At 68.3% G+C, this 25,278-nt stretch carries 23 protein-coding genes and 1 pseudogene; 20 read left to right on the plus strand and 4 right to left on the minus strand.

The features are described from left to right. The first annotated feature begins 103 nt into the window (after nucleotides 1-103). The 12 genes and pseudogenes from ABIE00_RS20155 to ABIE00_RS20205 all read left to right on the plus strand — a co-directional run bounded on the left by ABIE00_RS20155 (nucleotide 104) and on the right by ABIE00_RS20205 (nucleotide 9,467). Nucleotides 104-433 carry a hydrogenase maturation nickel metallochaperone HypA/HybF gene (locus ABIE00_RS20155; RefSeq protein ID WP_354262439.1) on the plus strand — a complete coding sequence of 110 codons (330 nt, stop codon included), beginning with the start codon at nucleotides 104-106 and terminating at the stop codon, nucleotides 431-433. 3 nt (nucleotides 434-436) lie between these two features. Continuing rightward, a complete protein-coding gene (gene hypB, locus ABIE00_RS20160) occupies nucleotides 437-1,378 on the plus strand; it encodes a hydrogenase nickel incorporation protein HypB (protein WP_354262440.1) in 942 nt (313 codons plus the stop codon). Between the two features lie 30 nt (nucleotides 1,379-1,408). Beyond that, the gene (locus ABIE00_RS20165) at nucleotides 1,409-2,467 is read left to right on the plus strand and encodes an NADH-quinone oxidoreductase subunit B family protein (protein WP_354262441.1); all 1,059 of its coding nucleotides are present in this window, start codon (nucleotides 1,409-1,411) and stop codon (nucleotides 2,465-2,467) included. A 214-nt stretch (nucleotides 2,468-2,681) separates the two neighbouring features. Next, a pseudogene (locus ABIE00_RS20170) lies at nucleotides 2,682-4,145 on the plus strand (nickel-dependent hydrogenase large subunit); the annotation flags it as partial. Between the two features lie 148 nt (nucleotides 4,146-4,293). Further along, nucleotides 4,294-5,409: a NifU family protein gene (locus ABIE00_RS20175; RefSeq protein WP_502914243.1), complete on the plus strand. Its 1,116-nt coding sequence runs from the start codon at nucleotides 4,294-4,296 to the stop codon at nucleotides 5,407-5,409. Between the two features lies 1 nt (nucleotide 5,410). Further along, nucleotides 5,411-6,184: a DUF5947 family protein gene (locus ABIE00_RS20180; RefSeq protein WP_354262444.1), complete on the plus strand. Its 774-nt coding sequence runs from the start codon at nucleotides 5,411-5,413 to the stop codon at nucleotides 6,182-6,184. Further along, nucleotides 6,181-6,834, plus strand: a complete 654-nt coding sequence (locus tag ABIE00_RS20185) for a DUF6084 family protein (protein ID WP_354262445.1) — start codon at nucleotides 6,181-6,183, stop codon at nucleotides 6,832-6,834. Before ABIE00_RS20180 ends, ABIE00_RS20185 begins: the two co-directional genes overlap by 4 nt. Then, a complete protein-coding gene (locus tag ABIE00_RS20190) occupies nucleotides 6,831-8,201 on the plus strand; it encodes a hypothetical protein (protein ID WP_354262446.1) in 1,371 nt (456 codons plus the stop codon). The genes ABIE00_RS20185 and ABIE00_RS20190 overlap by 4 nt, the downstream gene beginning before the upstream one ends. Next, the gene (locus tag ABIE00_RS26000) at nucleotides 8,198-8,317 is read left to right on the plus strand and encodes a DUF6893 family small protein (RefSeq protein ID WP_373427236.1); all 120 of its coding nucleotides are present in this window, start codon (nucleotides 8,198-8,200) and stop codon (nucleotides 8,315-8,317) included. The genes ABIE00_RS20190 and ABIE00_RS26000 overlap by 4 nt, the downstream gene beginning before the upstream one ends. Next, the gene (locus ABIE00_RS20195) at nucleotides 8,314-8,820 is read left to right on the plus strand and encodes a hydrogenase maturation protease (protein WP_354262447.1); all 507 of its coding nucleotides are present in this window, start codon (nucleotides 8,314-8,316) and stop codon (nucleotides 8,818-8,820) included. The genes ABIE00_RS26000 and ABIE00_RS20195 overlap by 4 nt, the downstream gene beginning before the upstream one ends. Nucleotides 8,821-8,833: 13 nt before the next feature. Next, complete coding sequence (locus tag ABIE00_RS20200) at nucleotides 8,834-9,139, plus strand: HypC/HybG/HupF family hydrogenase formation chaperone (protein WP_331571948.1); 306 nt, start codon at nucleotides 8,834-8,836, stop codon at nucleotides 9,137-9,139. After that, nucleotides 9,117-9,467: a hypothetical protein gene (locus ABIE00_RS20205; RefSeq protein ID WP_354262448.1), complete on the plus strand. Its 351-nt coding sequence runs from the start codon at nucleotides 9,117-9,119 to the stop codon at nucleotides 9,465-9,467. Before ABIE00_RS20200 ends, ABIE00_RS20205 begins: the two co-directional genes overlap by 23 nt. Nucleotides 9,468-9,550: 83 nt before the next feature. Here ABIE00_RS20205 and ABIE00_RS20210 read toward each other — a convergent pair whose 3' ends face one another. Further along, nucleotides 9,551-10,324 carry a DUF6390 family protein gene (locus ABIE00_RS20210; protein ID WP_354262449.1) on the minus strand — a complete coding sequence of 258 codons (774 nt, stop codon included), beginning with the start codon at nucleotides 10,322-10,324 and terminating at the stop codon, nucleotides 9,551-9,553. 181 nt (nucleotides 10,325-10,505) lie between these two features. Here ABIE00_RS20210 and ABIE00_RS20215 point away from each other — a divergent pair, with 181 nt between their 5' ends. Genes ABIE00_RS20215 through ABIE00_RS20225 form a run of 3 tightly spaced genes read left to right on the plus strand, consistent with a single transcriptional unit; the run spans nucleotide 10,506 to nucleotide 13,543 of the window. Then, nucleotides 10,506-11,639, plus strand: a complete 1,134-nt coding sequence (locus ABIE00_RS20215; protein WP_354262450.1) for an ABC transporter substrate-binding protein — start codon at nucleotides 10,506-10,508, stop codon at nucleotides 11,637-11,639. Next, the gene (locus tag ABIE00_RS20220; RefSeq protein WP_354262451.1) at nucleotides 11,632-12,792 is read left to right on the plus strand and encodes a FecCD family ABC transporter permease; all 1,161 of its coding nucleotides are present in this window, start codon (nucleotides 11,632-11,634) and stop codon (nucleotides 12,790-12,792) included. The genes ABIE00_RS20215 and ABIE00_RS20220 overlap by 8 nt, the downstream gene beginning before the upstream one ends. Next, entirely contained in the window at nucleotides 12,785-13,543 is a 759-nt protein-coding gene (locus tag ABIE00_RS20225) for an ABC transporter ATP-binding protein (protein ID WP_354262452.1), read from the plus strand. Before ABIE00_RS20220 ends, ABIE00_RS20225 begins: the two co-directional genes overlap by 8 nt. Before the next feature lie 129 nt (nucleotides 13,544-13,672). Here ABIE00_RS20225 and ppc read toward each other — a convergent pair whose 3' ends face one another. Then, nucleotides 13,673-16,483, minus strand: coding sequence for a phosphoenolpyruvate carboxylase (gene ppc, locus ABIE00_RS20230; protein WP_354262453.1), 2,811 nt, complete (start codon nucleotides 16,481-16,483; stop codon nucleotides 13,673-13,675). Nucleotides 16,484-16,858: 375 nt separating this feature from the next. Here ppc and ABIE00_RS20235 point away from each other — a divergent pair, with 375 nt between their 5' ends. Continuing rightward, nucleotides 16,859-17,677 carry a DUF1684 domain-containing protein gene (locus ABIE00_RS20235; RefSeq protein WP_354262454.1) on the plus strand — a complete coding sequence of 273 codons (819 nt, stop codon included), beginning with the start codon at nucleotides 16,859-16,861 and terminating at the stop codon, nucleotides 17,675-17,677. Nucleotides 17,678-17,778: 101 nt separating this feature from the next. On the opposite strand, the gene ABIE00_RS20240 is transcribed toward ABIE00_RS20235, so the two are convergent. Together ABIE00_RS20240 and ABIE00_RS20245 are read right to left on the minus strand one after the other, a co-directional pair. Then, complete coding sequence (locus ABIE00_RS20240; protein WP_502914244.1) at nucleotides 17,779-19,011, minus strand: acyl-CoA dehydrogenase family protein; 1,233 nt, start codon at nucleotides 19,009-19,011, stop codon at nucleotides 17,779-17,781. Next, the gene (locus ABIE00_RS20245) at nucleotides 19,008-19,826 is read right to left on the minus strand and encodes an SDR family NAD(P)-dependent oxidoreductase (RefSeq protein ID WP_354262455.1); all 819 of its coding nucleotides are present in this window, start codon (nucleotides 19,824-19,826) and stop codon (nucleotides 19,008-19,010) included. The genes ABIE00_RS20240 and ABIE00_RS20245 overlap by 4 nt, the downstream gene beginning before the upstream one ends. Before the next feature lie 176 nt (nucleotides 19,827-20,002). Between ABIE00_RS20245 and ABIE00_RS20250 the strand changes: the two genes are divergently transcribed. From ABIE00_RS20250 to ABIE00_RS20265, 4 genes are all read left to right on the plus strand, one after another. Beyond that, on the plus strand, nucleotides 20,003-21,280 hold the full coding sequence (locus tag ABIE00_RS20250) for a glycoside hydrolase family 76 protein (protein ID WP_354262456.1): 1,278 nt from the start codon (nucleotides 20,003-20,005) through the stop codon (nucleotides 21,278-21,280). A 162-nt stretch (nucleotides 21,281-21,442) separates the two neighbouring features. Then, nucleotides 21,443-22,489 carry an iron ABC transporter substrate-binding protein gene (locus ABIE00_RS20255; RefSeq protein ID WP_331571968.1) on the plus strand — a complete coding sequence of 349 codons (1,047 nt, stop codon included), beginning with the start codon at nucleotides 21,443-21,445 and terminating at the stop codon, nucleotides 22,487-22,489. A gap of 4 nt (nucleotides 22,490-22,493) precedes the next feature. Further along, complete coding sequence (locus ABIE00_RS20260) at nucleotides 22,494-24,086, plus strand: ABC transporter permease (RefSeq protein WP_354262457.1); 1,593 nt, start codon at nucleotides 22,494-22,496, stop codon at nucleotides 24,084-24,086. Beyond that, a complete protein-coding gene (locus tag ABIE00_RS20265) occupies nucleotides 24,083-25,246 on the plus strand; it encodes an ABC transporter ATP-binding protein (protein ID WP_354262458.1) in 1,164 nt (387 codons plus the stop codon). Before ABIE00_RS20260 ends, ABIE00_RS20265 begins: the two co-directional genes overlap by 4 nt. Nucleotides 25,247-25,278 lie beyond the last annotated feature (32 nt).

A 25,278-nucleotide genomic window follows, 5' to 3' on the forward strand; every position in this document is an offset into this window, starting at 1 on the left:
CAGGGCCTCAACTGTCCGTTCGCGCCGGGGTGGGGCGCACGGGTTATGCGGACGGTTGCGTTTTGTCCGGCGCGAGCCTATCTTGGCAGGAAGGGGCGCGATTATGCACGAACTCTCCATCACGCAGGGCCTTGTCGACGCCGTTCTCTACCGGACAGGCGAACGGCCGGTCACGGCGGTCAACCTGAGGATCGGTCCCCTTTCCGGCGTGCTGGCTGATGCCGTGCGCTTTTGTTTTGACGTGGCAGTGGCGGGCACTCCGCTGGCCGGCGCGCGGCTGCAGATCGAGGCGCCGGAAGGCCGGGGACGGTGCCGCAGCTGCCAGGACGAATTCAAGCTGAACGATCCCATCCTGCTTTGCCCTTGCGGAAGCGCGGACGTCGAAGTCCTCAGCGGCCGTGAGCTGATGCTGGTGTCCGTGGAGGTGGCATAGGACATGTGTACAACATGCGGCTGCGGAGACGAGGCCGGCACCCGCATTTCAAACCTCGCAGGCGACCTGCAGACACCCGGGCACGGGCATCTGCACAGCCATACGGATGAGCACGGCCACACCTTCACACACGAGCACCCGGACTCCACCGATCACCTCCACGTCCATGCAGACTCCCATGAGCACAACCACGGGCATACGAACGGGCACCACCCTGCGGATCCGGGCACGGAGACCATCGTGCTCGAACAGAACCTGCTGGCCAAGAACGACCTGTTGGCCGCCACCAACCGCGGCTGGCTGGCCGGCCGGGGAGTCCGGGCGCTCAACGTCATGAGTTCACCGGGCGCCGGCAAGACCACCCTCCTGGTCCGCACGCTGACGGAGCTTGGCGGGCGCCTCAACGCAGGCGTCATCGAAGGTGACCAGGAGACGTCCCTCGACGCTGACCGCATCCGCGCCACCGGGCGCCCGGTCATCCAGATCAACACCGGAGCGGGCTGCCATCTCGACGCCGACATGCTCCGGCACGGCCTTGATGCGCTGTCCCCGGAGCCGGGCTCCACGGTCTTTATCGAAAATGTGGGCAACCTCGTCTGCCCCGCGCTTTTTGACCTCGGCGAAACAGCCAAGGTGGTGATCGTCTCGGTAACGGAAGGTGATGACAAACCCCAGAAATATCCGCACATGTTCATGGCAGCCGACCTCGTGATCGTCAACAAGTCGGACCTGCTCCCCTACGTCGACTTCGACGTCGACCAGTGCCTGCGGCGCATCCGGCAGATCAATCCGCGGGCCGAAGTCCTCACCCTGTCCGCCACCACCGGCGAAGGCCTCGCCGCCTGGTACGGCTGGCTCGACGGCGCCGCCTCCCATGTGGCGGCGCCCACCCCCGGGGTTGCCCGGCCAGAACCCCTGGCTGGTTCCCTGACAGAAGCACACTGAGCCCCGCAAGGGGCACTGAAAGAGGCAACGATGCCTACGGAAACTTCCCTTAAGGCCGAAGAAGCCCTTATCCACGTGCTGTGGATCAACGCAGGGCTCAGTTGCGACGGCGACTCGGTGGCGCTGACCGCAGCCACCCAGCCGAGCGTCGAGGAGATCGTCCTCGGGGCGCTGCCCGGCCTGCCGAAGATCGCCATGCACTGGCCACTGATCGACTTTGAATGCGGCCCGCAGGAAGGGGCAGACGATTTCCTGGAGTGGTTCCGCAAGGCGGACCGCGGCGAACTGGAACCGTTCGTGCTGGTGGTGGAGGGCTCCATCCCCAACGAGAAACTCCACGACCCCGGCGGCTACTGGTGCGGCTTCGGCAATGACCTCGAGACCGGGCAGCCGATCACCACCAGCGAATGGCTGGACCGTCTGGCTCCCAAGGCCACCGCCATCATCGCCGCCGGAACCTGCGCCACCTACGGCGGCATCCACGCCATGGCGGGCAACCCGACCGGAGCCATGGGCGTACCGGACTACCTCGGCTACGACTGGAAGTCCAAGGCCGGAATTCCCATCGTGTGCGTGCCCGGATGCCCGATCCAGCCTGACAACCTTTCTGAAACCATGACCTACCTGCTCTACCAGGCCACGGGCCAGGCACCGATGATTCCGCTGGATGAGGCACTGCGTCCCACGTGGCTGTTCGGCAAGACGGTCCACGAGGGCTGCGACCGGGCCGGCTACTACGAGCAGGGCGACTTCGCCACCGAGTACGGTTCCCCCAAGTGCATCGTCAAGCTCGGCTGCTGGGGTCCCGTGGTGAAGTGCAACGTGCCCAAGCGCGGCTGGATGAACGGCATTGGCGGCTGCCCCAACGTCGGCGGCATCTGCATCGGCTGCACCATGCCCGGCTTCCCGGATAAGTTCATGCCGTTCATGGACGAGCCTCCCGGCGGCAAGCTGTCCACCAGCACCATCCGCCCCTACGGCTCCGCCATCCGGACCCTGCGGGGCATCACGACGCACACCCTGGACCAGGAGCCCAAGTGGCGCCGGCCCGGACCCGAGCTCCTCACCGGGGCCCGGCGCACCTGGTAACCCACCCACGTCCAGACAGGCGAAGACAATGACGTCAACAATTCCCATGGGTTCCGGAAGCGGAACGGGCAACAACAACCTGGTGGAGATGAACTGGGACCCCATCACCAGGATCGTCGGCAGCCTCGGCATCTACACGAAAATCGATTTCGAGAACAACCAGGTCGTGGAGTGCAAGAGCACGTCCTCGATCTTCCGCGGCTACTCGCTCTTCATGAAAGGCAAGGACCCGAGGGACGCGCACTTCATCACCAGCCGTATCTGCGGGATCTGCGGCGACAACCACGCGACCTGCTCCTGCTACACGCAAAACATGGCCTACGGCGTCAAGCCGCCGAACCTGGGTGAGTGGATCGTCAACCTGGGCGAGGCCGCCGAGTACATGTTCGACCACAACATCTTCCAGGAGAACCTGGTGGGCGTGGACTACTGCGAAAAGATGGTCTCCGAAACCAACCCTGGTGTCCTGGCCAAGGCGGAGAACACCAGGGCGCCGCATGAGGCCGACCACGGCTACCGGACCATCGCGGACATCATGCGCTCGCTGAACCCCTTCACCGGCGAGTTCTACCGCGAAGCGCTCCAGGTCAGCCGCGCCACCCGCGAAATGTTCTGCCTCATGGAAGGCCGCCACGTGCACCCTTCCACGCTCTACCCGGGCGGCGTGGGGACAGTGGCCACCATCCAGCTGATGACGGACTACCTCACCCGGCTCATGCGCTACGTCGAGTTCATGAAGAAGGTCGTCCCGATGCATGACGACCTGTTCGATTTCTTCTACGAGGCCTTGCCGGGCTACGAGCAGGTGGGGCTGCGGCGGACGCTGCTGGGCTGCTGGGGCTCGCTGCAGGATCCGGACTACTGCAACTTCGAGTACAAGGACATGACCGAGTGGGGCCGGAAGATGTTCGTCACGCCGGGCGTGGTGGTGGACGGCAAGCTGGTCACCACCGACCTGGTGCGGATCAACCTGGGCCTGCGGATCATGCTCGGCTCCTCGTACTACGAGGACTGGGAAGGCCAGGAAATGTTCGTCACCCACGATCCCCTGGGCAACCCGGTGGACCGCAGGCACCCCTGGAACCAGCACACCAACCCGCGGCCGCAGAAGCGCGACCTTTCAGACAAGTACAGCTGGGTCATGTCCCCGCGCTGGTTCGACGGCCAGGACAACCTCGCGCTGGACACCGGCGGCGGCCCGCTGGCACGGCTCTGGGCCACGGCGCTCGCCGGACTCGTGGACATCGGCTACCTCAAGGCCACCGGCAGCAGCGTGCAGATCAACCTGCCCAAGACCGCGCTGAAGGGACCCGTCACCTTCGAGTGGAATATCCCGCAGTGGAGCAACACGCTCGAACGCAACCGCGCCCGGACCTACTTCCAGGCCTACGCCGCGGCTGCTGCACTCCACTTCGCGGAAAAGGCCCTCGAGGAAATCCGCGCCGGCCGCACCAAGACCTGGGAAACGTTCGAAGTCCCCGATGAAGGCATCGGCTGCGGGTTTACCGAAGCGGTCCGCGGCGTCCTGTCCCACCACATGGTGATCCGTGACGGCAAGATCGCCAACTACCACCCCTACCCGCCCACCCCCTGGAACGCCAGCCCCACCGACTCCAACGGCGTGGCCGGCCCCTATGAGGATGCGGTCCAGGGACAGCCGATCTTCGAGGAGAATGACCGGGAGCACTTCAAGGGCATCGACATCATGCGCACCGTCCGCAGCTTCGATCCCTGCCTGCCCCTGCGGTGTCCACATGTACCTGGGCAACGGGCAGACGCTGGACATGCTGCACTCCCCCACCCAGACCCTGACCGGCGAGTAGGCCATGCTCGGCGGGGACCGGCCGCCGCTGCAGAACGGCGACCAGATCGATACACTCCTCGACGCCCTCGGCGCCGGCGGGGCCGTGGCCCGCGGCCGGGCCGAGGACCTGGTCCGCCAGGTGACAGACCTCTACGGCGCCGGACTCCAGCGGATCATGGAAATCCTGCAGGCCCAGGGAAAGCTCGACGACGGCACGCTGGAAGCGCTGACCGCTGACAGCCTGGTGGCCGGGCTCCTGGTGATCCACGGGCTGCACCCCCAGTCGATGGAGGCACGGGTGGCCGCGGCGCTGGACAGCGTCCGGCCCTACCTGGGCTCCCACGGCGGCGACGTGGAACTGGAAGGCATCAGCCCCGACGGCGTGGTGCGGCTCAAACTGCTGGGCACCTGCCAGGGCTGCCCGTCGTCGTCCGTCACCCTCAAGTACGCCGTCGAGGAGGCCATCCAGAACGCAGCCCCGGAAGTGACGGCGATCGACGTCGTCGAGGCGGAAAAGCAGCCGGGCTCCCCGGCGCTGATTCCGGTGGACTCGCTGCTGGTCCGGGTGAACAATCCGGCGGGCGGCACGCCGGCGGAATCCTGGCACGACATGTCCGGCGGCACGTGGGAACCTGTTCCGGAGGTCGCAGGGCTCGAACCCGGGGAGGTGGCAGGTTTCCTCGTCGGCGGCTACGCGGTGCTGGCCTGCCGTACCGGGCAGGATATCTACGCGTACCGCGACTACTGCCCGCGCTGCACCGGTTCGATGGCCGGCGCCGTGCTGCAGCGCGCCCTCGCGGCGCCTGTTGGCGGAGGCCTGCTCACCTGCCCCACATGCCGCGGCCACTTTGACGTGAGACGGGCGGGCATGTGCCTGGAGGACAAGGACCTGCACCTGGAGCCGCTTCCGCTGCTGGTCCGGAACGGCGTGATGTCCGTGGCGGTCCCGACGGCGTCCCTGCAGTCCGTGCCGCTGCCGGTTGCCCCGGCGCCGGCTACCACGGCGGCCGTGACGCCGGCGGCCGTGACACCGGTGCAGGCTCTCCCGCTGGTGACGCCGGCCGGGCTGGAACCCGTCCCGGCGCCGGCAGCCGCCATGGCGCCGGAACTGCAGGCAGCCGCGGGGCAGGACCGCTGACATGAACGTGGAGAACGGAGGAGGTACAGGGCACGGCCCGGGGACCGGCCAGGCCAGCGGCGCCTTGCCGGTGGCCTTACTGCGGCGGATTTCCGCGAACCGGCCCGCTCCCGCCGCCGGGGAATGCTGCGAAATGTGCGGCGAACCGATTCCCGACGCACACCAGCACGTGGTGGACCTGGAGAGCCACGCGATGATGTGCACCTGCCGGCCCTGCTACCTCCTCTTCACCGACGCCGGCGCCCATATGCGCTACCGATCGGTGCCTGACCGGTACCTCTCCTTCCCCGACTTCGATCTCGGTCCGGGGCAGTGGGACGAACTGGAAATTCCGGTGGGTCTCGCGTTCTTTTTCCGCAGCTCCAAACTCGGCCGCACGGTGGCCTTCTACCCGGGCCCGGCCGGGGCCACGGAATCGGAACTGCCGCTGGCCGCGTGGGACGCGGTGCTGGCCTGCAACCCGGCCCTTGGCTTGGCTGCGCCGGACACCGAGGCGCTGCTGATCCGCGGCCCGGGGCCGGGCCGGGCCGCCGCGGACTGCCACCTCGTTCCCGTGGACGCGTGCTACGAGCTCGTGGGCCGGCTGCGCCGCCTCTGGCGGGGGTTCGACGGCGGCCAGGAGGCACGCGACGAGCTCACCGCTTTCTTCGAGCGGATCGGCCGCCGCAGCGTTCCGGCCCCGGCAGAGTCCGGCAGCGCAGCTTCCGGCAGCCCGGACCCCGGCAGCCCTGCTTCCGGGAACGGTGCATCACGCAGCACGGGAGGCTTCCGGTGACAGAGCTTTCCTTCGCCGTGCTGGAGATCCGGCCCGAACCCTACGCAGCCGCGCCCCAGCTGACGGCCAGGCTGCAGGTGACGGAGGGCACCGGCGCCGTGGTGCACGCTGTGGCGCTGCGCTGCCAGGTCCGGATCCTGCCGCAGCGCCGCGGCTACGTGCCCGAGGAGGAGACGGGACTGCTGGATCTCTTCGGAGACCGCGGCCGCTGGCCCACCACGCTCAAGTCATTCGTCTGGATGCAGTGCAGCACCATGGTGCAGGGCTTCACCGGCAACACCGAGGTGGACCTGCCGCTGCCCTGCACCTTCGATTTCGACGTGGCCGCCGCCAAGTACCTGCACGCCCTGCGCGACGGCGAGATACCTCTGGAGCTGCTGTTCTCCGGAACCGTCTTTACCAGGGGGCAGACGGGGTTCACGGTGGAACAGGTGCCATGGGACCTCGAGGCGTCCTACCGGCTGCCCGTCGCCGCCTGGCGCAGCCTGATGGACCAGTATTTCCCCAACGCCGGATGGATCCGCCTGGACCGCGACGTCCTGGCAGCCCTCGCCCGGTACAAGTCCGCGCGCGGCCTCACGTCCTGGGAAGCCACGATGGAGAAACTGCTCGCCGAGGCCACCGCCGATGTGTCCGGGGAACTGCCATGAACACCAGCCTGGCCCTTGCCCGCGCAGTCGCCGACGCCGTCCTCTACGAGGGCTACCTGCTCTACCCCTACCGCGCCTCCTCCCAGAAGAACCAGGCCCGCTGGCAGTTCGGTATCCTTGGTCCCCCGGGCGCCGCGGCGGACGGCAGCGGGGAGGAACCGTCCATGTCCGCCGACTGCCTGCTGGCCCCAGGGACGCAGGCCGGGCTGGAAATCCATTTCCGCTTCCTGCAGCTGCAGACCCGCACGGCAGAAAAAGCGGACGACGGCGGAGGGTTCACTCCCGTGGACAGCCTCGCCGTGGGCGGTGCGAACTGGCTGAGCTGGGACGAGGCAGTCGAGCAGGAAAACACCTTCGGCCCCTTCTCCGTGGCCCGGCTCCGGGCCGGGCTGGTCCTCCCCGTGGATGTTCCCGAGGGACTCGACGTCGAGGAACTCAAGGACGACGCCGGGAGGCCGGCCGGCCGACTGGTGCGCCGCCGTCGTGCTCTCAGCGGTGAACTGCGGCTCAACGCCGCCGAAGATTCCGGCGGGCTGCTGCGGCTCAGCGTCACCGCGGCCAACACGGCCGGTCCCCTGCCTGCCGGGAACCGGCAGGCAACCATTGCGGCCTCCTTCATCGGCGCGCACATGCTGCTCGGCGTGCGGGACGGGGATTTCGTCTCGCTGCTGGACCCGCCGGCGTGGGCGCAGCCGGCAGCACGGCTGTGTTCCCAGCACCGCTGCTGGCCCGTGCTTGCCGGGCCCCAGGGCCAGACCGACGTGCTGCTGATCTCACCGATCATCCTTTACGACCACCCCGCCGTGGCCCCGGAAAGTTCGGTGGCACTGTACGACTCCACCGAGATCGACGAGATCCTTACACTGCGGGTGCTGACGCTGACTGACGAGGAAAAGGCCGAGGCGCGGGCGACGGATCCGCGGGCTGCCGCCGTCATCGACCGCTGCGAGGAGATGTCGCCCGAGGACCTCCAGCAGCTGCACGGCGCCCTGCGGAACCCGCACGCGTTCGCCGCGGACCCGGCCGACGCGTGGACCACGGCCAGGGAGGACGTTCCCTGGTGGAATCCCGAGGCGGAGGCCAGCGTCCGGCCGGACATGGACGCCGTCGTGATCAACGGCGTCCCGGTGGCGCGCGGCAGCCGCGTGCGCGTGCACCCGAAGCGGCGCGCCGACGCCCAGGACCTGTTCTTCGGCGGCCAGACCGGGCGGGTCACCAGCGTGCATTTCGACGTCGACGGCAGCACCCACGTCGGGCTCGTGCTGGAACAGGATCCGGCGGCTGATCTCCATGAGGGCTACGGCCGGTCCTTCTACTATGCGCCCGACGAACTGGAACCGCTGGACGGAAAGGAACCCCCGCAATGAAGGCAATAGGAATGGCCACTGTTTCCGTGCTGGCAGCGATGGCCCTCTGGGGCATCTACGTCGGGATCCGCGCAGTTCCGGATATCCGGCGGTACATGAAAGTGCGGCGGATGTGACCGCCGGCGTACTCGTCGCCGGCGTCGGGAACATGTTCCTGCACGACGACGGCTTCGGCCCCGAGGTGGCGCGGCACCTGGCCGCCCAGCCACGGCCGCCGGCCTCCGACGTCCGGGTGGTGGACTACGGCATCCGCGGCATGCACCTGGCCTACGATCTCCTGGCCGGCGTCGACACCCTGATCCTCGTGGACACGGTGCCGCCCGACGGGACCTCGGCCCCCGGCAGCATCCGCGTGCTGCAGGTCAGCTCGGCGGACCTGGACAGCAGGGCGTCGTTTGACCCGCACGGCATGGATCCGGCAGCAGTGCTGGTCCGGCTCCGGTCGATGGGCGGCAGCCTGCCTGCCACGTATGTGGTGGGCTGTGTCCCCGCAGACCTGTCCGAGGGTATCGGCCTCTCGCCGGCGGTGGCAGCGGCGGTGCCAGAAGCCGTTACGGCCGTCGGGTCCCTGCTCGGCCAGCAGTCTTCCGCTCCCAACCGGTCGTCCACATCGAACTAAGGCGGTGTCATACATGTGCCTAGGAATTCCCGGCAGGGTCGTTGAACTCCTCGAGGGCTACGGCGGCCAGCTCGCACTGGTCGATGTGGCCGGAGTGCAGCGGAAGATCAATATTGGGCTGCTGGATGAGGGGCCCCTGGAACCCGGTACCTGGGTCCTCATCCACATGGGCTTCGCGCTGGAACGCGTGGACGCCGCGGGCGCGGAACAGGCCATGGACGGGCTGGAACTGATGGGCCGCCCGGCGGACACCGCGCCCGGACCCCAGCCGGCACAACCACCACAAGGAGAGCAGCATGTCACCCACGAACCAGCCTGATCCCGCCGACAAGGAACAGGGCACCTCTTCGGGCACAGCACCCGGTACGGCGCGGGCGTTCGGCAGCGAACCGCCGCTGAAGGAACCCGCCCAGCCCGGAGCAGACGAAACTCCGGAGGACGCGGCACCGGCGCCCGCCGGCGTCGGCGTCAGCACCACCCGCAGGGGCGAGGACGTCGTCAAGGAGGAGGGCTCCGAACCGGGACGCGAGCACACGGGCACCGACGAATCCCCTGCCGGCAGGCCAACCGGCGAGTCGTCCGCCCGCGATGCGACCGCCGTCAAGAGCCCCGAGCATCCCGACAGCGCGGCGCCACAGTCACCCTAGGCCGCCGCCGCCATAGGCAGCCGCCCTGGATCCCGGCCCCGCCCGGGGCCGGGATTGGAGTTCGACTCCAGTGCTCCGATGCTCTAATGCTCGAGTGCTATGGCCGCTCCGCGGTGCTCCACGCCGGAATTGGCAATGCGCAGGTGCCGGGCCGTGAAGTGCTTCAGCTGCTGCAACTGGTGGGCCGACAACCGGTCACACACCCAGTCCCAGTGCAGCGAGACGACGTCGCCCACTGCGAGCCCGGCCACGAACCCGGTCCCGTTCACGGCAAACTTGGCCGATTCCACCACGGGTTCGCCGATGTCCAGGGCCGTGCCGTCCCACACCAGCGGCCGGGACCGCACCACGGCGTCGTCGCCGGTCATTGCGAGCACCTGTCCCCAGCGGATCCGGCACCTGTCCAGCACGTTCAGTGCGGTGGCGTGCCGGCGCTCGTCGCGGAGCAGGCCCAGCCACGGATAGATTTCAAAGACGTGGAAACTGTGGTGCGGGACCCCGCCCGCCAGCACGCCTTCCACCAGGTGCGGAAACTGCCGTCCGGTGCGCGCCCGGAAGCGGTCCTCCATGGAATTTCCGATGTTCGTGATGCCGACGGAATCCAGCAGGGTGTTGCCCACCCAGTAGGCCTCCACCACGCGGGCATCCAGCGGATCGGCGATGCCGTGCGATCCCGCGATCAGTTCGAGGTACGGCCACGCGCCGGCAAAACCCTTGGCCAGTTCGCGGAGCCCCTGATCCGTGACGCCGGACTGCCCATAGTGCAGCAGGGCATCACTGTCCGGCGGACCGCAGCTGCCCCGCGAATTGGGCGGATAGGCATAGCGGACAAACAACTGGGCACCATCGATAACCATCCCGTGGCCACCTTCTGCGAGCGTCTTCTGAAAGTAGCACCGGGCCATGGCGCCGACAAGGGACGGGCCGCCGCCGGCAATTCCCGGAACGCAGCCGGCAATCCCTGGAGCGCCGGCGAAGGCGTTGACAGCCCTGCCCCCAAAGCGGATGCTGTGAGGACCCACTCGCAGGGAGTCAACGATGACAGCTGCAGACCTGAACCGCCGCGCCGCCCTACAGGTGTTTATTGCCGGCGGCTCCGCCGCCCTGCTGGCCGGGTGCGGTGCATCCGGCACCGCACCGCCGTCGTCCCCTTCGGGCAGCACCAACAGCATCAGCCTCACGGACCAGCGCGGCAAAACCCTCTCCTTCGCCCGGCCGGTGGCCCGGGTGGTGACCATCCCGATGCCGTCGGCGTCGCTGCTGGTGGCCGTCGACCGCAGCGCCGACCACCTCGCGGCCATGCACAACGCCTCCTGGGCGGCCATGCGCGACGGCGTCATGGGCACCATGTTTCCGGCCGCCCTGGACCTCCCCCACGACATCGCCACGCAGGACTTCACCGCCAACGTTGAGAGCATCCGGGCCCTCAACCCGGACATGGTGGTCCAATGGTCGGACGCGCAGCTCATCGAACCCCTGGAGAAGGCGGGACTTCAGGTGCTGGGACTGAAGAACTCCGGAACCCAGGAGGATGTGGACGCCTGGGTCAGCATGTTCGCCACCATGCTCGGCAAGCCCGACCGTGCCACCGAGCTCAAAACCCGCAGCGACCAGGAGCTTGCCGAGGTCAGGTCCCTGGCGGCCGGACGGGCGTCCAAGGGCCCAAGCATCCTGTACTTCAACCGCTTCACGGGCGGACTCAAGGTTGCCGGCGCCAACAGCTACAACGACTTCTACATCAAGCTGGTGGGCGGCTCCAACCCGCCCACCGGCAAGGACCCCCTGACCGGTTCCGGCATGGTGGGCGTCGACATCGAGCAGGTGCTGCGCTGGGACCCCGAGGTCATCCTGCTGGGCAACTTCGACGCCGCCATGCCGCAGGACGTCTACTCGGACCCGGTGTGGCAGAACGTGGCCGCGGTGCGCTCGAAGCGCGTGTACAAGGTCCCGCTGGGCGGCTACCGCTGGGATCCGCCCGGGCAGGAGTCACCGCTGATGTGGCACTGGCTCGGCGACATCGCCTTCCCGCAGCAGAGGTCCGCGGTGCGGAGCAAGGCGTCCGAATACTTCAGGTTCCTGTACAACCACGAGCTCACCAAGGGTGAACTGGACAAGATTCTCTGGACCGCGGAAAACGGGCAGTCCGCCGACTACCGGCAGTTCAATGCTTGATGGGGCCGGTTCCCCGCGCTTGCGCAGGCGGCCGCGGCCGGCGCAGCCGGCACTGCCGCGGGCGGGGCCTTTTCCTGCCCCGGACGGCACTGCAAATCAAACCGTAGGGAGGCGCCGGGAGGGAGAACGACGGCGGGAAGCCGCCGTCGTCGTTCCCATCGCCTTAGCTGCCTGCTTCCTTGCCGCCGTCGCGGTGCTGGCGCTGGCGGTGGGGCGGTACAGCGTGCCGCTGGACCACGTGGTCCAGATCCTGGCCGGGCAACTCGCGCCGGTTCCGGTTCAGGCCACCGGCACCGAGCAGAATGTGGTGCTGCTGGTCCGGTTGCCCCGGGTCCTGCTCGCCTTGCTGGTGGGCGGCGGCCTGGCCATCGGCGGCGCCGCGCTGCAGGCCATTTTCCGCAACCCCCTGGTCAGCCCCGAGATCATCGGGGTGTCTGCCGGCGCATCCTTCGGCGGCGCCCTGGCGCTGCTGCTCGGCCTGGGTCCGTTCCTGCTGGTGGGCGGTTCCTTTGCCTGCGGGCTGCTGGCCCTCGGGACGCTGTTCCTGATCACCTCGGGACGCTCGGGCACACCGATGCTCATGATCGTGCTCGGCGGTGTGGTCACCGGGTCCTTCTTTTCGGCCCTGGTGGCACTGGTGACCTACATTGCGGACCCCAACACCACACTGCCCGCCATCGTCTTCTGGCTGCTGGGCAGCGTGTCCACGGCCACCTTCGGCAAAGTCGCCGTGGCCCTGATCCCTGTCCTCGGCGGGGCCGCCGTCCTCCTGGCCCTGCGCTGGCGGATCAACGTGCTGTCCCTCGGCGACGAGGACGCTGCTGCCCTTGGTGTCCGCCCCCGCCCGCTCCGCTGGGTGGTGCTCGTGGCCGTGGCCCTGATCGTGGCCGGTGCGGTGGCGGTCAGCGGCGCCGTCAGCTGGGTGGGCCTGGTGATCCCGCACCTCGCCAGGATGTGGGTGGGCCCGGACCACCGGGTCCTCCTGCCCGTGTCCTTCCTGCTCGGCGGCGCCTACATCGTCCTGGTGGACACCATCGCCCGGACGGCCACCGCCGGGGAAATCCCGCTCGGCGTCCTCACGGCCCTGATCGGCGCGCCCGTGTTCTTCATGCTCCTGCACCGGAACCGCGAGAAGGTCTGGGACAGTGCTTGAACTCGACGGCGTTGGCTTCGGCTATTCGTCCCGGGACTGGGTGTTCCGCGGCGTCAGTTTCCGTGTGCCGCCGGGAACTGCCACCGCCGTGCTGGGCCCCAACGGCAGCGGCAAGACCACGCTGGTGCGCTGCGCCGCGGGGTTGCTAGACCCGCGGGAGGGAACCGTCCGGCGGAGTGAAAGCGCCGGCTACGTGCCGCAGGCGCATGGCAGCGCCTTTGCCTACCGGGCGCTGGACATGGTCCTGATGGGGCGGGCGCGGCACGTTGGCGTGTTCCGGACACCCGGTCCGTCCGACCACGCGGCAGCACTGGAGGCGATGGAGCGGGTGGGCGCGGCCGGGCTGCGGGACCGGCGTTTCCCCACACTGAGCGGCGGCGAGCAGCAGCTGGTCCTGATCGCCCGGGCCATTGCCGCCGGCTCGCCCATCCTGGTGCTGGACGAGCCCGCCACCGGCCTCGACCTCAAGAACCAGGCCCGGGTACTGACGCTGCTGCGCGAACTGATGGCCGACGGCATGGCCCTGCTCCTGAGCACCCACCATCCAGATCACGCCCTGCACCTGGCCGACCGCGTGGTCCTGCTGGGCTCGGGCGGCGTGCGGACAGGCCCGGCCGCGGAACTCCTGACCGACGCCCAGCTGTCCGCCCTCTACGGCGTGCGCGTTAGCACCGTGGCTTACTCCGACGACGGCGACGGTGTCCCCAGCACGACGCCCCGCCGTACCATCGTGGTGCACTACGGCAGCTGACGCTTCCTCCGATCCCGCCGCTTAACCCCCAACGCTCCCTCAGCGGATGAGGAAGCGTTGCGGCAAACCCGACGAAAAGTGAGGACGCGTCCCGGGGAAACCTGCGGGAGGTGAGGCCGCGTCCGGGGGCTACCCGGTGTTGCGGAGGCCTGCTGCCACGCCGTTGACGGTGATGAGCATGGCCCGCTGCAGGCGCTCGTCGATCTCGCCGCCGGTAATGCCGGCGCCTTCTGCACGCACGCGGCGGAGCAGTTCCACCTGGAGGTAGCTGATCGGGTCGAGGTACTGGTCACGGATTTCCAGGGACCGCTTGAGCGTGGGCTGGGCGTCCAGCAGCACGTTCTCGCCGGTGAGGTTCTGGATCTCGGAGACGGTGAGCTCGTACTCGTCACGGATGGCTCGGAAGAGGTGGTGCAGCTCCGCCGGGACCAGGGTGTCCACGTAGTATCCGGCGATCTCCATGTCCGTCTTGGCCAGGGTCATCTCCACGTTGGACAGCACCGAACGGAAGAAGTGCCAGCCGTTCATCATCTCCACGAGCTGGGCGGAGTTCCCGGCTTCGCGTGCCGCCTTCAGCCCGGAGCCGACGCCGAACCAGCCCGGCACGATCTGCCGCGACTGGGTCCAGCCGAACACCCACGGGATGGCGCGCAGGCCGCCCAGCCCGGCACCGGAGTCCGGGCGCTTGGACGGGCGGGAGCCGATGTTCAGCGAACCAAGCTGCTCCACCGGCGTCGAGGCCAGGAAGTACGCCGGCAGGTCCGGGTGGTCGATGAGGCTGCGGTAGCGGGCGAACGCGGCGTCGGAGATGGTCTCCATGACGTGGCCGAACCGCTCACGCTGGTCGTCCGAGGTGCGCGGCGTGCGGTGCAGCGCAGACCCCTGCAGCACGGCAGCGAGGGACAGTTCCAGGTTTTCGCGGGCAAGCTCCGGCAGGGAGTACTTGTCCGAAATGACCTCGCCCTGTTCGGTGAACTTGATTTCGCCCTCGAGGACACCGTTCGGCTGCGCCATGATCGCGTCGTAGGTGGGTCCGCCGCCGCGGCCCACGGAACCCCCGCGGCCGTGGAACAGGCGCACGCGGACGCCGTGCTTGGTGGCGATGTCGCGCAGCTTGCGCTGGGTCTTGTGGATCTCCCACTGGCTGGTCATCACGCCGGATTCCTTGTTGGAGTCCGAGTAGCCGAGCATGACTTCCTGGACGTCCCCGCGCAGCCGGACCAGCTCGCGGTAGGAGGGATCGGACAGCAGCTGGTCCACGATCTCCGCCGAGGCACGCAGCTCCTCAACGGTTTCCAGCAGCGGCGCGAAGCCGATCTTGGCGTACGGGGCGTCACCGAATAGGCTGACCAGGCCGGCCTCGCGGGCCAGGACCGCGGCGGCCAGGACGTCGTCGGCGCCGCGGGTCATGGAAATGATGTACGTCTCGATCACGTCCGGGCCGTAGGTGCGCAGGGCGCGGCGGATCTCCCGGAAGACGTCGTACGTGCCGTCAGCGGCGCCGTCGAGCTTGATCGGGTGGCCGGACAGCGGACGGCGGGAGGCGAGTTCGGCACTCAGGACCTCGAGCCGCTCTTCCCGGGTCAGCTCGGCATAGCGGATGCCGGGGCCGCCGAGGCGGTCCATGAGCTGCCCGACGGCGTCATGGTGGTGGTCTGCATGCTCGCGGATGTCGAGGGTGGCCAGGTGCAGGCCAAACGAGGCGATGGCCCGGCGGACACGGGCCAGCGCGCCGTCCGCGGCGAGGGCCGCCGAGTGGTTGCGCAAGGACAGCTCCAGCAGCTCGAGCTCGCCGATCAGGTCCTCGGTGGAGGTATAGTCGCGGCCCGGCTGGTGCTTGGCTTCGGAGGCGACGCGCTTGCCGGTGTTGATGAGCTTGGCCTTGATGCAGGTCAGCTTCAGCCGGTAGGGCTCCTGGGCGTTGAGTTCCAGGATGCGGGGGTCAAGGCCGGGCAGCTTCGCGAGGTCGGCGTCGATCGAATCGAGCAGTGCCTGGTCCGCACCGGCCAGGGCGGTGGAGTTGGACAGGACCGAGATCAGCTCGTCGATCATGGCGATGCTGATCCGCACCGCGTTCTGGTTCTGCAACTGCAGGATCTCGTGGGTCACGGCCGCGGTGACGTTGGGGTTGCCGTCGCGGTCACCGCCGATCCAGGAACCAAACCGGATGGGGGCGTTCTGGGCCGGCAGCGCGACGCCATGCTCGCCGAGGAGTTCCGAGAAATCCGTGAGCATCTCGGGCAGCGCGTCCGTCAGGATGCTGTTGAGATAGTAGATGGCGTTGCGGGCCTCATCCACCGGTGTGGGCCGGACCTGGCGCAGCTCGTCCGTCTGCCACATCTGGTCGATCATCTCGGACAGCTGGCGGTCCTGCCGGCGCCGGGCGCTGGTGCCTTCCTCGGTGGGCTGGGCCAGGACGTCCGAGAGCTTGCGGATCTTGTCCAGCACGGAACGGCGGGACGCCTCCGTGGGGTGCGCGGTGAAGATCGGGCGCACATCGAGTTCGTTGACGACTTCCTGCAGCACGGCCGGGCCGGCCTGGCCCGCGATGTCCTCGACGGCCTTGGCCAGCCAGCCGTCCTTCTCCTGCCGGGTGCGCAACCGGCGGACCCGGTGGACCTGCTCGGCGGCGTTGGCGAGGTGGAAGTAGAAGGCGAAGGCACGGACCAGGTCGGTCGCCTGCTCGAGCGGCAGGGAGGCGAGGAGCTCGCGGACCTGGGCAACGACGTCGTGCGCGCTCCACGGCCCGGTGGCGTCCGCGCCGCCCCGGGCGGCCTCCTTGGATTCCTTGGTGAGCAGGCGCACCTGCTCCACGAGGTCAAGGAGTTCAGGGCCGTGCTGGCGGACCAGGGACTCGCCCAGCAGGGTGGAGACGCGGCGCACGTCCGCGCGGAGTTCGGCGGCGAGATCTGTTTCGGAATTCATTGCAGTGTCAGCCATGGAAAACTATCTTTCGAGTGTTCGACTTTGGCTCGTACACTGCGCTGGATACTGTGAGCCGGGTTACTGTTCCTATGGGATGTTACCCGCAGCCGGCCGCAGCCCGGGAATATGTCTCAGATGTTGTCAGGCCCTTGAACCGGACCGGCCGGTCGCTGTATTTAGGGCGCTGCACCTGGAACATGGCCCCCGGGATCCGCCGGAACGGGGCCATTCACCAAGGCTACTCCGGCCGCGCGTCCGGGGGCAGTGCGCGGTTCCGGCGGCGCTTTTGACGGCGGAACCGGGGCCCGCGGAATGAAGCGGCTGGGCCCGGAGTTGACCCCCATGGCCGGCCACGCACCGGCCGTAACACGCAGCACCGTTGGAGGACACATGAGCACCACAGCAGACGGCCAGCTCGAGCGCTGGCGCCGCTTCCGCAAGGGCCGCGACACCGCCCTCGCGGCCGAACACGGCTGGCTCACCCTCACCTCGTTCCAGTGGCTGGAAAGCCAGCCGGCCGCCGTCGACCTTGTCCCCGGACGGTGGTCAGCGGACGGTACGACGGCGACACTCACCGCAGCCGCGTCCGACGGGCTGACGCTCGTGGCGACCGGGGAGCCGGTGGACGGGACGGTTACCGCCCGGCTCGCGGACGAGGAATCGCTGATGTGGGTGCAGTTCGGCGGCGCGGACGGCCGGCAGGTGGTGGTGGAGCTGGCGATGCGCGCCGACAGGTACGCGCTCCGCACCCGGGATTCGTCGTCGCCGGTGTTCACCGGGTTCGACGGAGTGCCCACCTTTGACTTCCGGCCCGACCTTGCGGTGGAGGCAAGGTTCGAGCCCTACCCGGAGCCGGTGGATGTGCCCATTTCCACCGCCAACCCGCTGGTGGACGGGGTACATCGCAGCGTGGGCGAACTGGTGTTCCGGCTGCCCGGCAAGGACCACGAGTACCGGCTTCAGGCCGAAGAGGAGAAGCTGGGTGCCCTGACCGTCACGTTCCACGACGAGACCAACGGCGAATCGACCGACGAATGGCGCAAGGTGTCCACAGCCCGTCCCCGGCCAGACGGCTCCGTGGTGCTGGACTTCAACCGCGCCATCAACTACCCCAGCGCCTTCACGCCGTACGGCACCTGCCCCATGCCGGTGCGGAACAACAGCCTGGACGCCCGGATCGAGGCCGGTGAAAAGCAGCCCGCCTCCTGAAACACGGACCGTCATGCGCGAACTGGCAGCTGATGCCCTCAAAACGGAGATTTCCGGGCATTACCTGCCAGTTCGCGCTTCGCTCTGGGCCTGGAGAACCGTCAGGCGATTGCGGAGACGCCGGTGACCGCCCGGCCCACGATCAGCGTGTTGATCTCGAACGAGCCCTCATAGGTGTAGATGGCCTCGGCGTCGGCGAAGATCTTGGCCATCCGGTAGTCCGTGACGATGCCGTTGCCACCCAGGATGGACCGGCCCATTGCCACGGTTTCGCGCATTCTCGCCGACGTGTAGGACTTGGCCAGCGCCACCTGCGCCATCCCGGCGCCCTGCTCCTGCAGCTGGGCGATCCTGACCATCATGCCCATACTCGCCACCGCGTTCCCCAGCATGGACACCAGCTGCTGCTGGATGAGCTGGAACCTCGCCAGCGGACGGCCGAACTGCTGGCGTTCGACGGCGTACTGCCGGGCGACGTCGAACGCCGCCAGCTGCTGCCCCACCGCCTGCCAGGCCACCATGATGCGGGAACCGCGGAGCAGCTCGTTGGTGTCCTCGAAACTGCCGATGCCGGCAAAGCGGTCCGCCTCGGCAACCCGGACGTCCTCGAACACTATGTCGGCGTTCTGCACCGTGCGCAGCGCGATCTTATTCTCGATGCGGCTCCGGCTCACCCCGGGCAGCGAAGCGTCCACGATGAAGCCGCGCACCGCGCCGTCGGCCTCGTCCCGCGCCCACACCAGCAGGTAGTCGCAGAACGTCCCGTTGCCGATCCACCGCTTGGCGCCGTTCAGCACCCAGCAGTCCCCGGCGTCGTCGGCCTCTCCCGTAACGCCGGATATCCGGCGTGCCCGCGTCTCCATGCCGCCGGCCACATCCGAGCCGTGGTCCGGTTCGGTCAGGGCAAAGGCGCCGGTGGTCCTGAGGTTCGAGGCGTTGGCGAGGTAGCGGCGGCGCTGGTCCTCGGAGCCGAAGCGGTAGAGCGATTCGACGAAGAGGTCGTGGTGGACCAGGAAAAACGTGGCGATCGAGGTGTCCACCCGCGTCATCTCCGCGATCACCAGCCCGGCGAACAGGTGGCTGTAGCCGCGCTGCGCCGGCGTGCTCAGCTCCAGGGCAGCCAGCTTGGGCAGGATGTGGGCCGGAAATTCGGCCCTGTTCCACCAGTCCCCCGCGAACGGCGCGATCTCCGCCGCCAGGAAATCCCGCAACTCGTTCAGCTTCCGCTGCTCGGCGGCGCTGAGCAGGGACTCGTACCCAAGAAAGTCAGCGGTAGGCAGGGTGTCGACGGCGGGTATCACGGGCGCGGTCGTGCCAAGTCCGGTGCGGCTCACTTGGGACCCATCCGGATGGCGCCGTCGAGGCGGATGGTTTCGCCGTTGAGCATCGCGTTCTCCACGATGTGCGCGGCGAGGTTGGCGTACTCGGCGGGCCGGCCCAGCCGGGAGGGGTGGGGCACCTGCCGGCCCAGTGACTCCTGTGCCTCCTGCGGCAGCCCGGCCATCATCGGCGTCTCGAAGATCCCGGGCGCTATGGTGACCACGCGGATCAGGGACCGGGCCAGTTCACGGGCCAGCGGCAGGGTCATGGCGGCCACTCCGCCCTTGGATGCGGCGTAGGCAGGCTGGCCGATCTGCCCGTCGAACGCGGCCACCGAGGCGGTGTTGATGATGACACCGCGTTCCTCACCACCCAACTCCGTGACGGCAGGCTCGGTGGCGGCCATTGCGGCCGAGGCCAGCCGGACCACGTTGAACGTCCCCACCAGGTTGATCTGGATGACGCGCTGGAACGTCTCCAGCGGCAGCACGCCGTCGCGGCCCAGGACCTTGCCCGGCGTGGCGATGCCCGCACAGTTCACCACGATCCGCAAGGGTCCCAGTCCGGCGGCGGCGTCGACGGCGGCCTGCACCTGGTCCTCGCTGGTCACATCAGCGGGCACGAAAACCGCCTTGGGGGCCACCGCCTGATGGCCCCCAAGGTTCTGCGGGCCGGCCGCGTTCAGCTCCCCGGCATACGCGGCGCCGGCCGAAGAGGCGAGATCGGCCAGCACCACGGAGGCGCCGGCGTCGAACAGCCGCCGGGCCGTTGCGGCGCCCAGGCCGGACGCACCACCCGTGATGAGCGCGACGGAACCCTCGATATCCATACATCCTCCTTGATGCGGAACCGGTCGATGCGGTCCGGATCCGGCCGCGAACGTTAGTTAGTGAATGTTAACTGAAATGGGCGGCGGATGCACCCGCGCCGCACGGTCGCCGTCACACGGTTGCAAGGCACTGTTGCAGGGCGCGCTTGCAGGGCGCTTTTCGTTAGGCTGGCCGCATGACGCAGCCCGATGCAGACGCCACCCCGCATGCCGCTCCCGCCTCCGCGACGGAATGGGCGCAGCGGGCCGACGAGGCCGCGCGGTCGGTGACGCACATCTTTGGCCAGCGGCTGTTCTTCCTGCCCGGGACGCACATCGCGGCCACCACCCGCCCCTCCGGCCGGATCGGGAACCTCCGCCGCCCGTGGCACTACTGGTGGCAGGCGCACTATCTGGACTGCCTCGTGGACACAGGTCTTCGCGAGCTCGGCAAAGCGGGCAGCCCGCCGGCAAAGTTCGACGGCAACACCCGCCCCAGCGCGGGCCAGCTCGCCTCGCGGCTGGTCACCGGCATCCGGCTGCGGAATTTCCTGACGTACGTCAACCATTACTACGACGACATGGCATGGCTGGCACTGTCCACGCTCCGGTTGGAGCGGCTGGCCGAAGAGAGCCGCAGGCCCAGCCCCCGCCGGCAGGAGAGAATCCGCAAGAGCCTGACCCTGCAGTTCGACTCGGCATCCACGGACGACCTGGGCGGCGGCACGTTCTGGAGCACCAAGCGGGACTTCAAGAACACCCCGGCCACGGCCCCGGTGGCGCTTTACTATGCGCGTACGGGCAACGCCGCGAGGGCGCAGGCCCTGCTGGACTGGCTGGACGCCCGGCTGTTCGACCGCGCCCGCGGGCTGTACCTGGACGGGATCCGGGTCCGCAGCACCGGGGAGACGGTGCTCGAGGACGCCATCTACACCTATAACCAGGGGCCCGTCCTGGGCGCCCTGCTGGAACTCGGCGGCACTGCCAACCTGGAGCGCGCCGCAACCGTGGTGCGCGCGGTGGCAGCACACCTCACCCTGCCGGATCCCCTCACCGACAGGACAGACGCCGCGAACGGAACAGGCGCCGCCAACAGGACAGAACCCGCCAACCCCATGGTTCTCCGCTGCGACGGGACCGGCGACGGCGGACTGTTCACCGGCATCCTCACCCGCTACCTGGCGCTGGCCGCGAACGACCAACGGCTGCCGCAGGACGTCCGGAGCACTGCCGCCGGGCTGGTCACCGGCACGGCCGATGCCCTTTGGGCCGGCCGCCGGCTCATTGCGGCAGGCGAACCGCTGGCCCGGCACGGGCAGGCCGGGCGCCCCATCTTCTCTTCGGAACCCCGGCGGCCGGCGGACGGCACGTATCCGCCGGGTGCCGCCGTCGAACTTTCCACCCAGCTTCAGGCCTGGCTGGCCCTGGAGGCCGCGGCATCGCTAAAGCCGGCCTCACAGGGACACCATAATTAGGACACGCAACAGTTGCGTAATTGATGTGATCCTCATCACTTAATGCCTCTGCCGCTTGGTGCTTAGGTTTGGCTAACCTACAGTTTTTCGAGTGAGCTTTGCCTAACTTCCCCAGCTCACAGAGGGCCTCGCCCACCAGACTTTTTCAGAAAGAAGCACCCGATGAAGATCCGCATCAACGCGCTGGCCGGCATCGCGATCGCCGCCACGGCAGCCCTTGGCCTCTCGGCCTGCGGCTCCAGCTCCTCCCCCGCTGCCTCGTCCTCCGCTGACGCCTCCAAGGGCGAGATCACGGTCTACAACGCCCAGCACGAAAGCCTGACCAAGGAATGGGTGGACGCATTCACCGCGGAAACCGGCATCAAGGTGACGCTTCGCCAGGGTGACGATACCGAGATGTCCAACCAGATCGTCCAGGAAGGCGCGGCCTCACCGGCGGACGTCTTCCTCACCGAAAACTCCCCCGCAATGGCGCAGGTGGAGAACGCCGGCCTGTTTGCCGACGTCAACAAGGACACCGTGGCCCAGGTCCCGGCGGAATTCCGCCCCAGCACCAACAAGTGGACCGGCATCGCCGCGCGCTCCACCGTCCTGGTGTACGACAAGAACAAGATCTCCGAGGACAAGCTGCCCAAGTCCATGCTGGACCTGGCCAAGCCGGAGTGGAAGGGCAAGTGGGCAGCCTCCCCCACCGGCGCCGACTTCCAGGCCATCGTCTCCGCCCTCGTTGAGCTCAAGGGCGAAGCCGCTGCCGAGGCCTGGCTGAAGGGCATGAAGGAAAACTCCACCGCCTACAAGGGCAACAGCACCGCCATGAAGGCAGTGAACGCCGGCGAGGTCGATGCCGCGCTGATCTACCACTACTACTACTACGGCGACCAGGCGAAGACCGGCGAGAACTCCAAGAACGTCACGCCGTACTACTTCAAGAACCAGGACCCGGGCGCGTTCCTGTCCGTCTCCGGCGGCGGCGTGCTGAAGTCCTCGAAGAACGCTGACAACGCCCAGGCCTTCCTGAAGTTCATCACCGGCAAGAAGGGCCAGGAGATCCTGCAGAAGGGCACGTCCTTCGAATACGCCATCGCTTCCGGCGTCCCCGCCAACGAGAAGCTGGTTCCCATCAAGGAACTCGACGCTCCCACCGTGGACCCCGCCAAGCTCAACTCCCAGAAGGTCACCGAACTGATGACCAAGGCAGGACTGCTCTAATTCTGTGACCACGCACGTATCGGCGCCGGAGACTTCCGGAAGCACGACGACGGCGGGCCGGGGCAAGCGCCCCCGCCCGCCTTTCGGCGTTTCCGCAGTAGGCGTCATGGCGATGCTGATCGCCCTGTTTTCCCTCGTCCCCCTCGGCTACGTCGCGGTGATGACCGCGGCCACGGGCTGGGACACCGCCCTTGAACTGATCGTGCGCCCGCGGGTCGGCGAGCTGCTGCTCAACACCGTGCTCCTGATTGTGCTCACGGTGCCGCTCTGCCTCGTCCTGGGCGTGGGCGGCGCGTGGCTCGTGGAACGGACCACCCTCCGCGGGAAGAAGGTGTGGGCCGTGCTGCTTGCGGCCCCGCTGGCCATCCCGGCGTTCGTCAACAGCTACGCGTGGGTTTCCGCCGTGCCGTCGCTGCACGGCCTGTTTTCGGGCGTGCTGATCGCCACCCTCTCCTACTTCCCGCTGGTCTATATCCCCGCCGCCGCAACGCTGAGCCGGCTGGATCCCGCCGTCGAGCAGTCCGCGGCCTCCCTGGGCCTCGGGGCCTGGCGGGCGTTTTTCCGGGTGGTCCTGCCGCAGCTGCGGATCGCAATGACCGGCGGCGCGCTGCTGGTGGCACTTCACCTGCTGGCCGAGTACGGTGCCTTCGCGATGATCCGCTTTGACACGTTCACCACCGCCATCATGGTGCAGTACCAGTCCACCTTCAACGGCACCGCGGGCACCATGCTGGCCAGCGTGCTGGTGTTCTTCTGCCTCCTGCTCCTCCTGGTCGAGGTCCGCAGCCGCGGCACCGCCCGGTACGCCCGCGTTGGCTCCGGTGTCCAGGCCAGGGCCCTGCGGCTGCCCCTGCACTTCTACCAGGTCCCTGCCCAGCTGGCCCTGCTCGCGCTGACCCTGCTGGCCTTCGGGCTGCCGCTGCTGTTCGTCCTGCGCTGGATCTTTGCCGGCGGAACGGAAATCTGGGCCGCCGACGAATTCGTTCCGGCCCTGTGGCAGACCCTGCTGTACGGGCTGGCAGGCGCCGCGGCCACCACCATCGTCGCCTTCCCGATGGCGTACCTGGCCGTCCGGCACGCCGGTTGGTTCAGCAAGGCACTGGAGCTCTCCAACTACGTCACCAGCTCCATGCCGGGCATCGTGGTGGCCCTGGCCTTCGTCACCGTCAGCATCCGGCTGCTCCCGAACATTTACCAGACCTCGGGCGTCCTGGTGGCTGCCTACATCCTCCTCTTCCTGCCGCGCGCGCTGGTGAACATCCGTGCCGGGCTGGCGCAGGCGCCCAAGGAACTTGATGAGGCGGCCCAGGCCCTGGGAACGCCCCCGCTGCTGTCCTTCATCCGTGTGACGCTCCGGCTCACCGCTCCCGCTGCGGCCGGCGGCGCAGCGCTGGTGTTCCTCGGCATCGCCAATGAACTGACCGCCACGCTACTGCTCTCGCCCAACGGAACCCGGACCCTGGCCACCGAGTTCTGGAGCAAGAGCAGCGAAATCGATTACGCCGGCGCGGCGCCGTACGCGCTCCTCATGATCGTGATCTCGGCGCCCATGACCTATTTGCTCTTCCAGCAGTCCAAGAAAGTAGCGGGACAGTGACCGAACAATCCCCGTCCAGGCTTCCGGAACCGCGGATCTCACCGTCCGTGGCGCCAAGCACCAACAGCCACCTGCAGATCGACGCCGTCACCAAAAACTTCGGCTCGCAGGCCGTCCTCAAGGGCGTTAACCTGGCCGTGGCGAAGGGCGGCACCACCGCGATCGTTGGCCCGTCGGGCTCGGGAAAGACCACCCTGCTGCGGCTGATTGCCGGTTTTGAACACCCGGGCACCGGCACCATCTCGCTGAACGGCTCACCGGTGGCGGGCGACGGCGTGTGGCTGCCGGCGCACAAGCGCCACGTCGGCTATGTTGCCCAGGACGGCGCCCTGTTCCCGCACCTGACCGTGGGGCAGAACATCGCGTTCGGGCTCAGTGCGTCAAAGCTCGACGGCGGCCGGCGCGCGGTTAAGGCCCGGGTCAGCGAACTCCTCGAGATGGTGTCGCTGGATACTGCCATGGCCAAGCGACGGCCACACCAGCTCTCCGGCGGGCAGCAGCAGCGCGTTGCCCTTGCCCGGGCGCTGGCCCGCGAGCCCGAACTCATGCTGCTGGACGAGCCGTTCTCCGCCTTGGACGCCGGGCTGCGGGTCGCCACGCGGCGGGCCGTGGCCAAGGTCCTCAACGAGGCCGGCGTCACCACCATTCTCGTGACCCATGACCAGGCCGAGGCGCTGTCCTTCGCGGACCAGGTGGCCGTCATGCGGGGCGGCAAGCTGGCGCAGATCGGCAACCCGTTCGTGGTGTACACCCGGCCGGCCGACCGCGCCACGGCAGAGTTCCTGGGCGACGCCGTGATCCTCGATGCGTGGATGGAGGGTTCGCTGGCTACGTGCTCGCTGGGCGGAATTCCCGTCCGGCGTCCGCCCGCGCAGGGCCGCGTCCAGCTCATGCTGCGTCCGGAGCAGATCCGGATCGCCGAGGACGGGCCCATTCGCGGCGTGGTGGTGGACACCGACTATTTCGGCCCGGAGACCACCGTGCGGCTCAAGCTCGCCGTGCCGCCCCAGCTGGCCGGCGCCTTGCCTGACCACCGCTATCCCGGCGGCGGCGAGGTGATCACTATCCGGCACTGGAACGCGTCCATCGCCCAGCCCGGCACCGAGCTCTGCCTGCGCGTGGTGGGCGAAGCAGTGGCGTTCGCGATCGAGTCTGCCTGACGGTCCTGTCCGGGGCCCCGCGTTCCGCCGGG

Source organism: Arthrobacter sp. OAP107, assembly GCF_040546765.1.
Classification (GTDB): domain Bacteria; phylum Actinomycetota; class Actinomycetes; order Actinomycetales; family Micrococcaceae; genus Arthrobacter.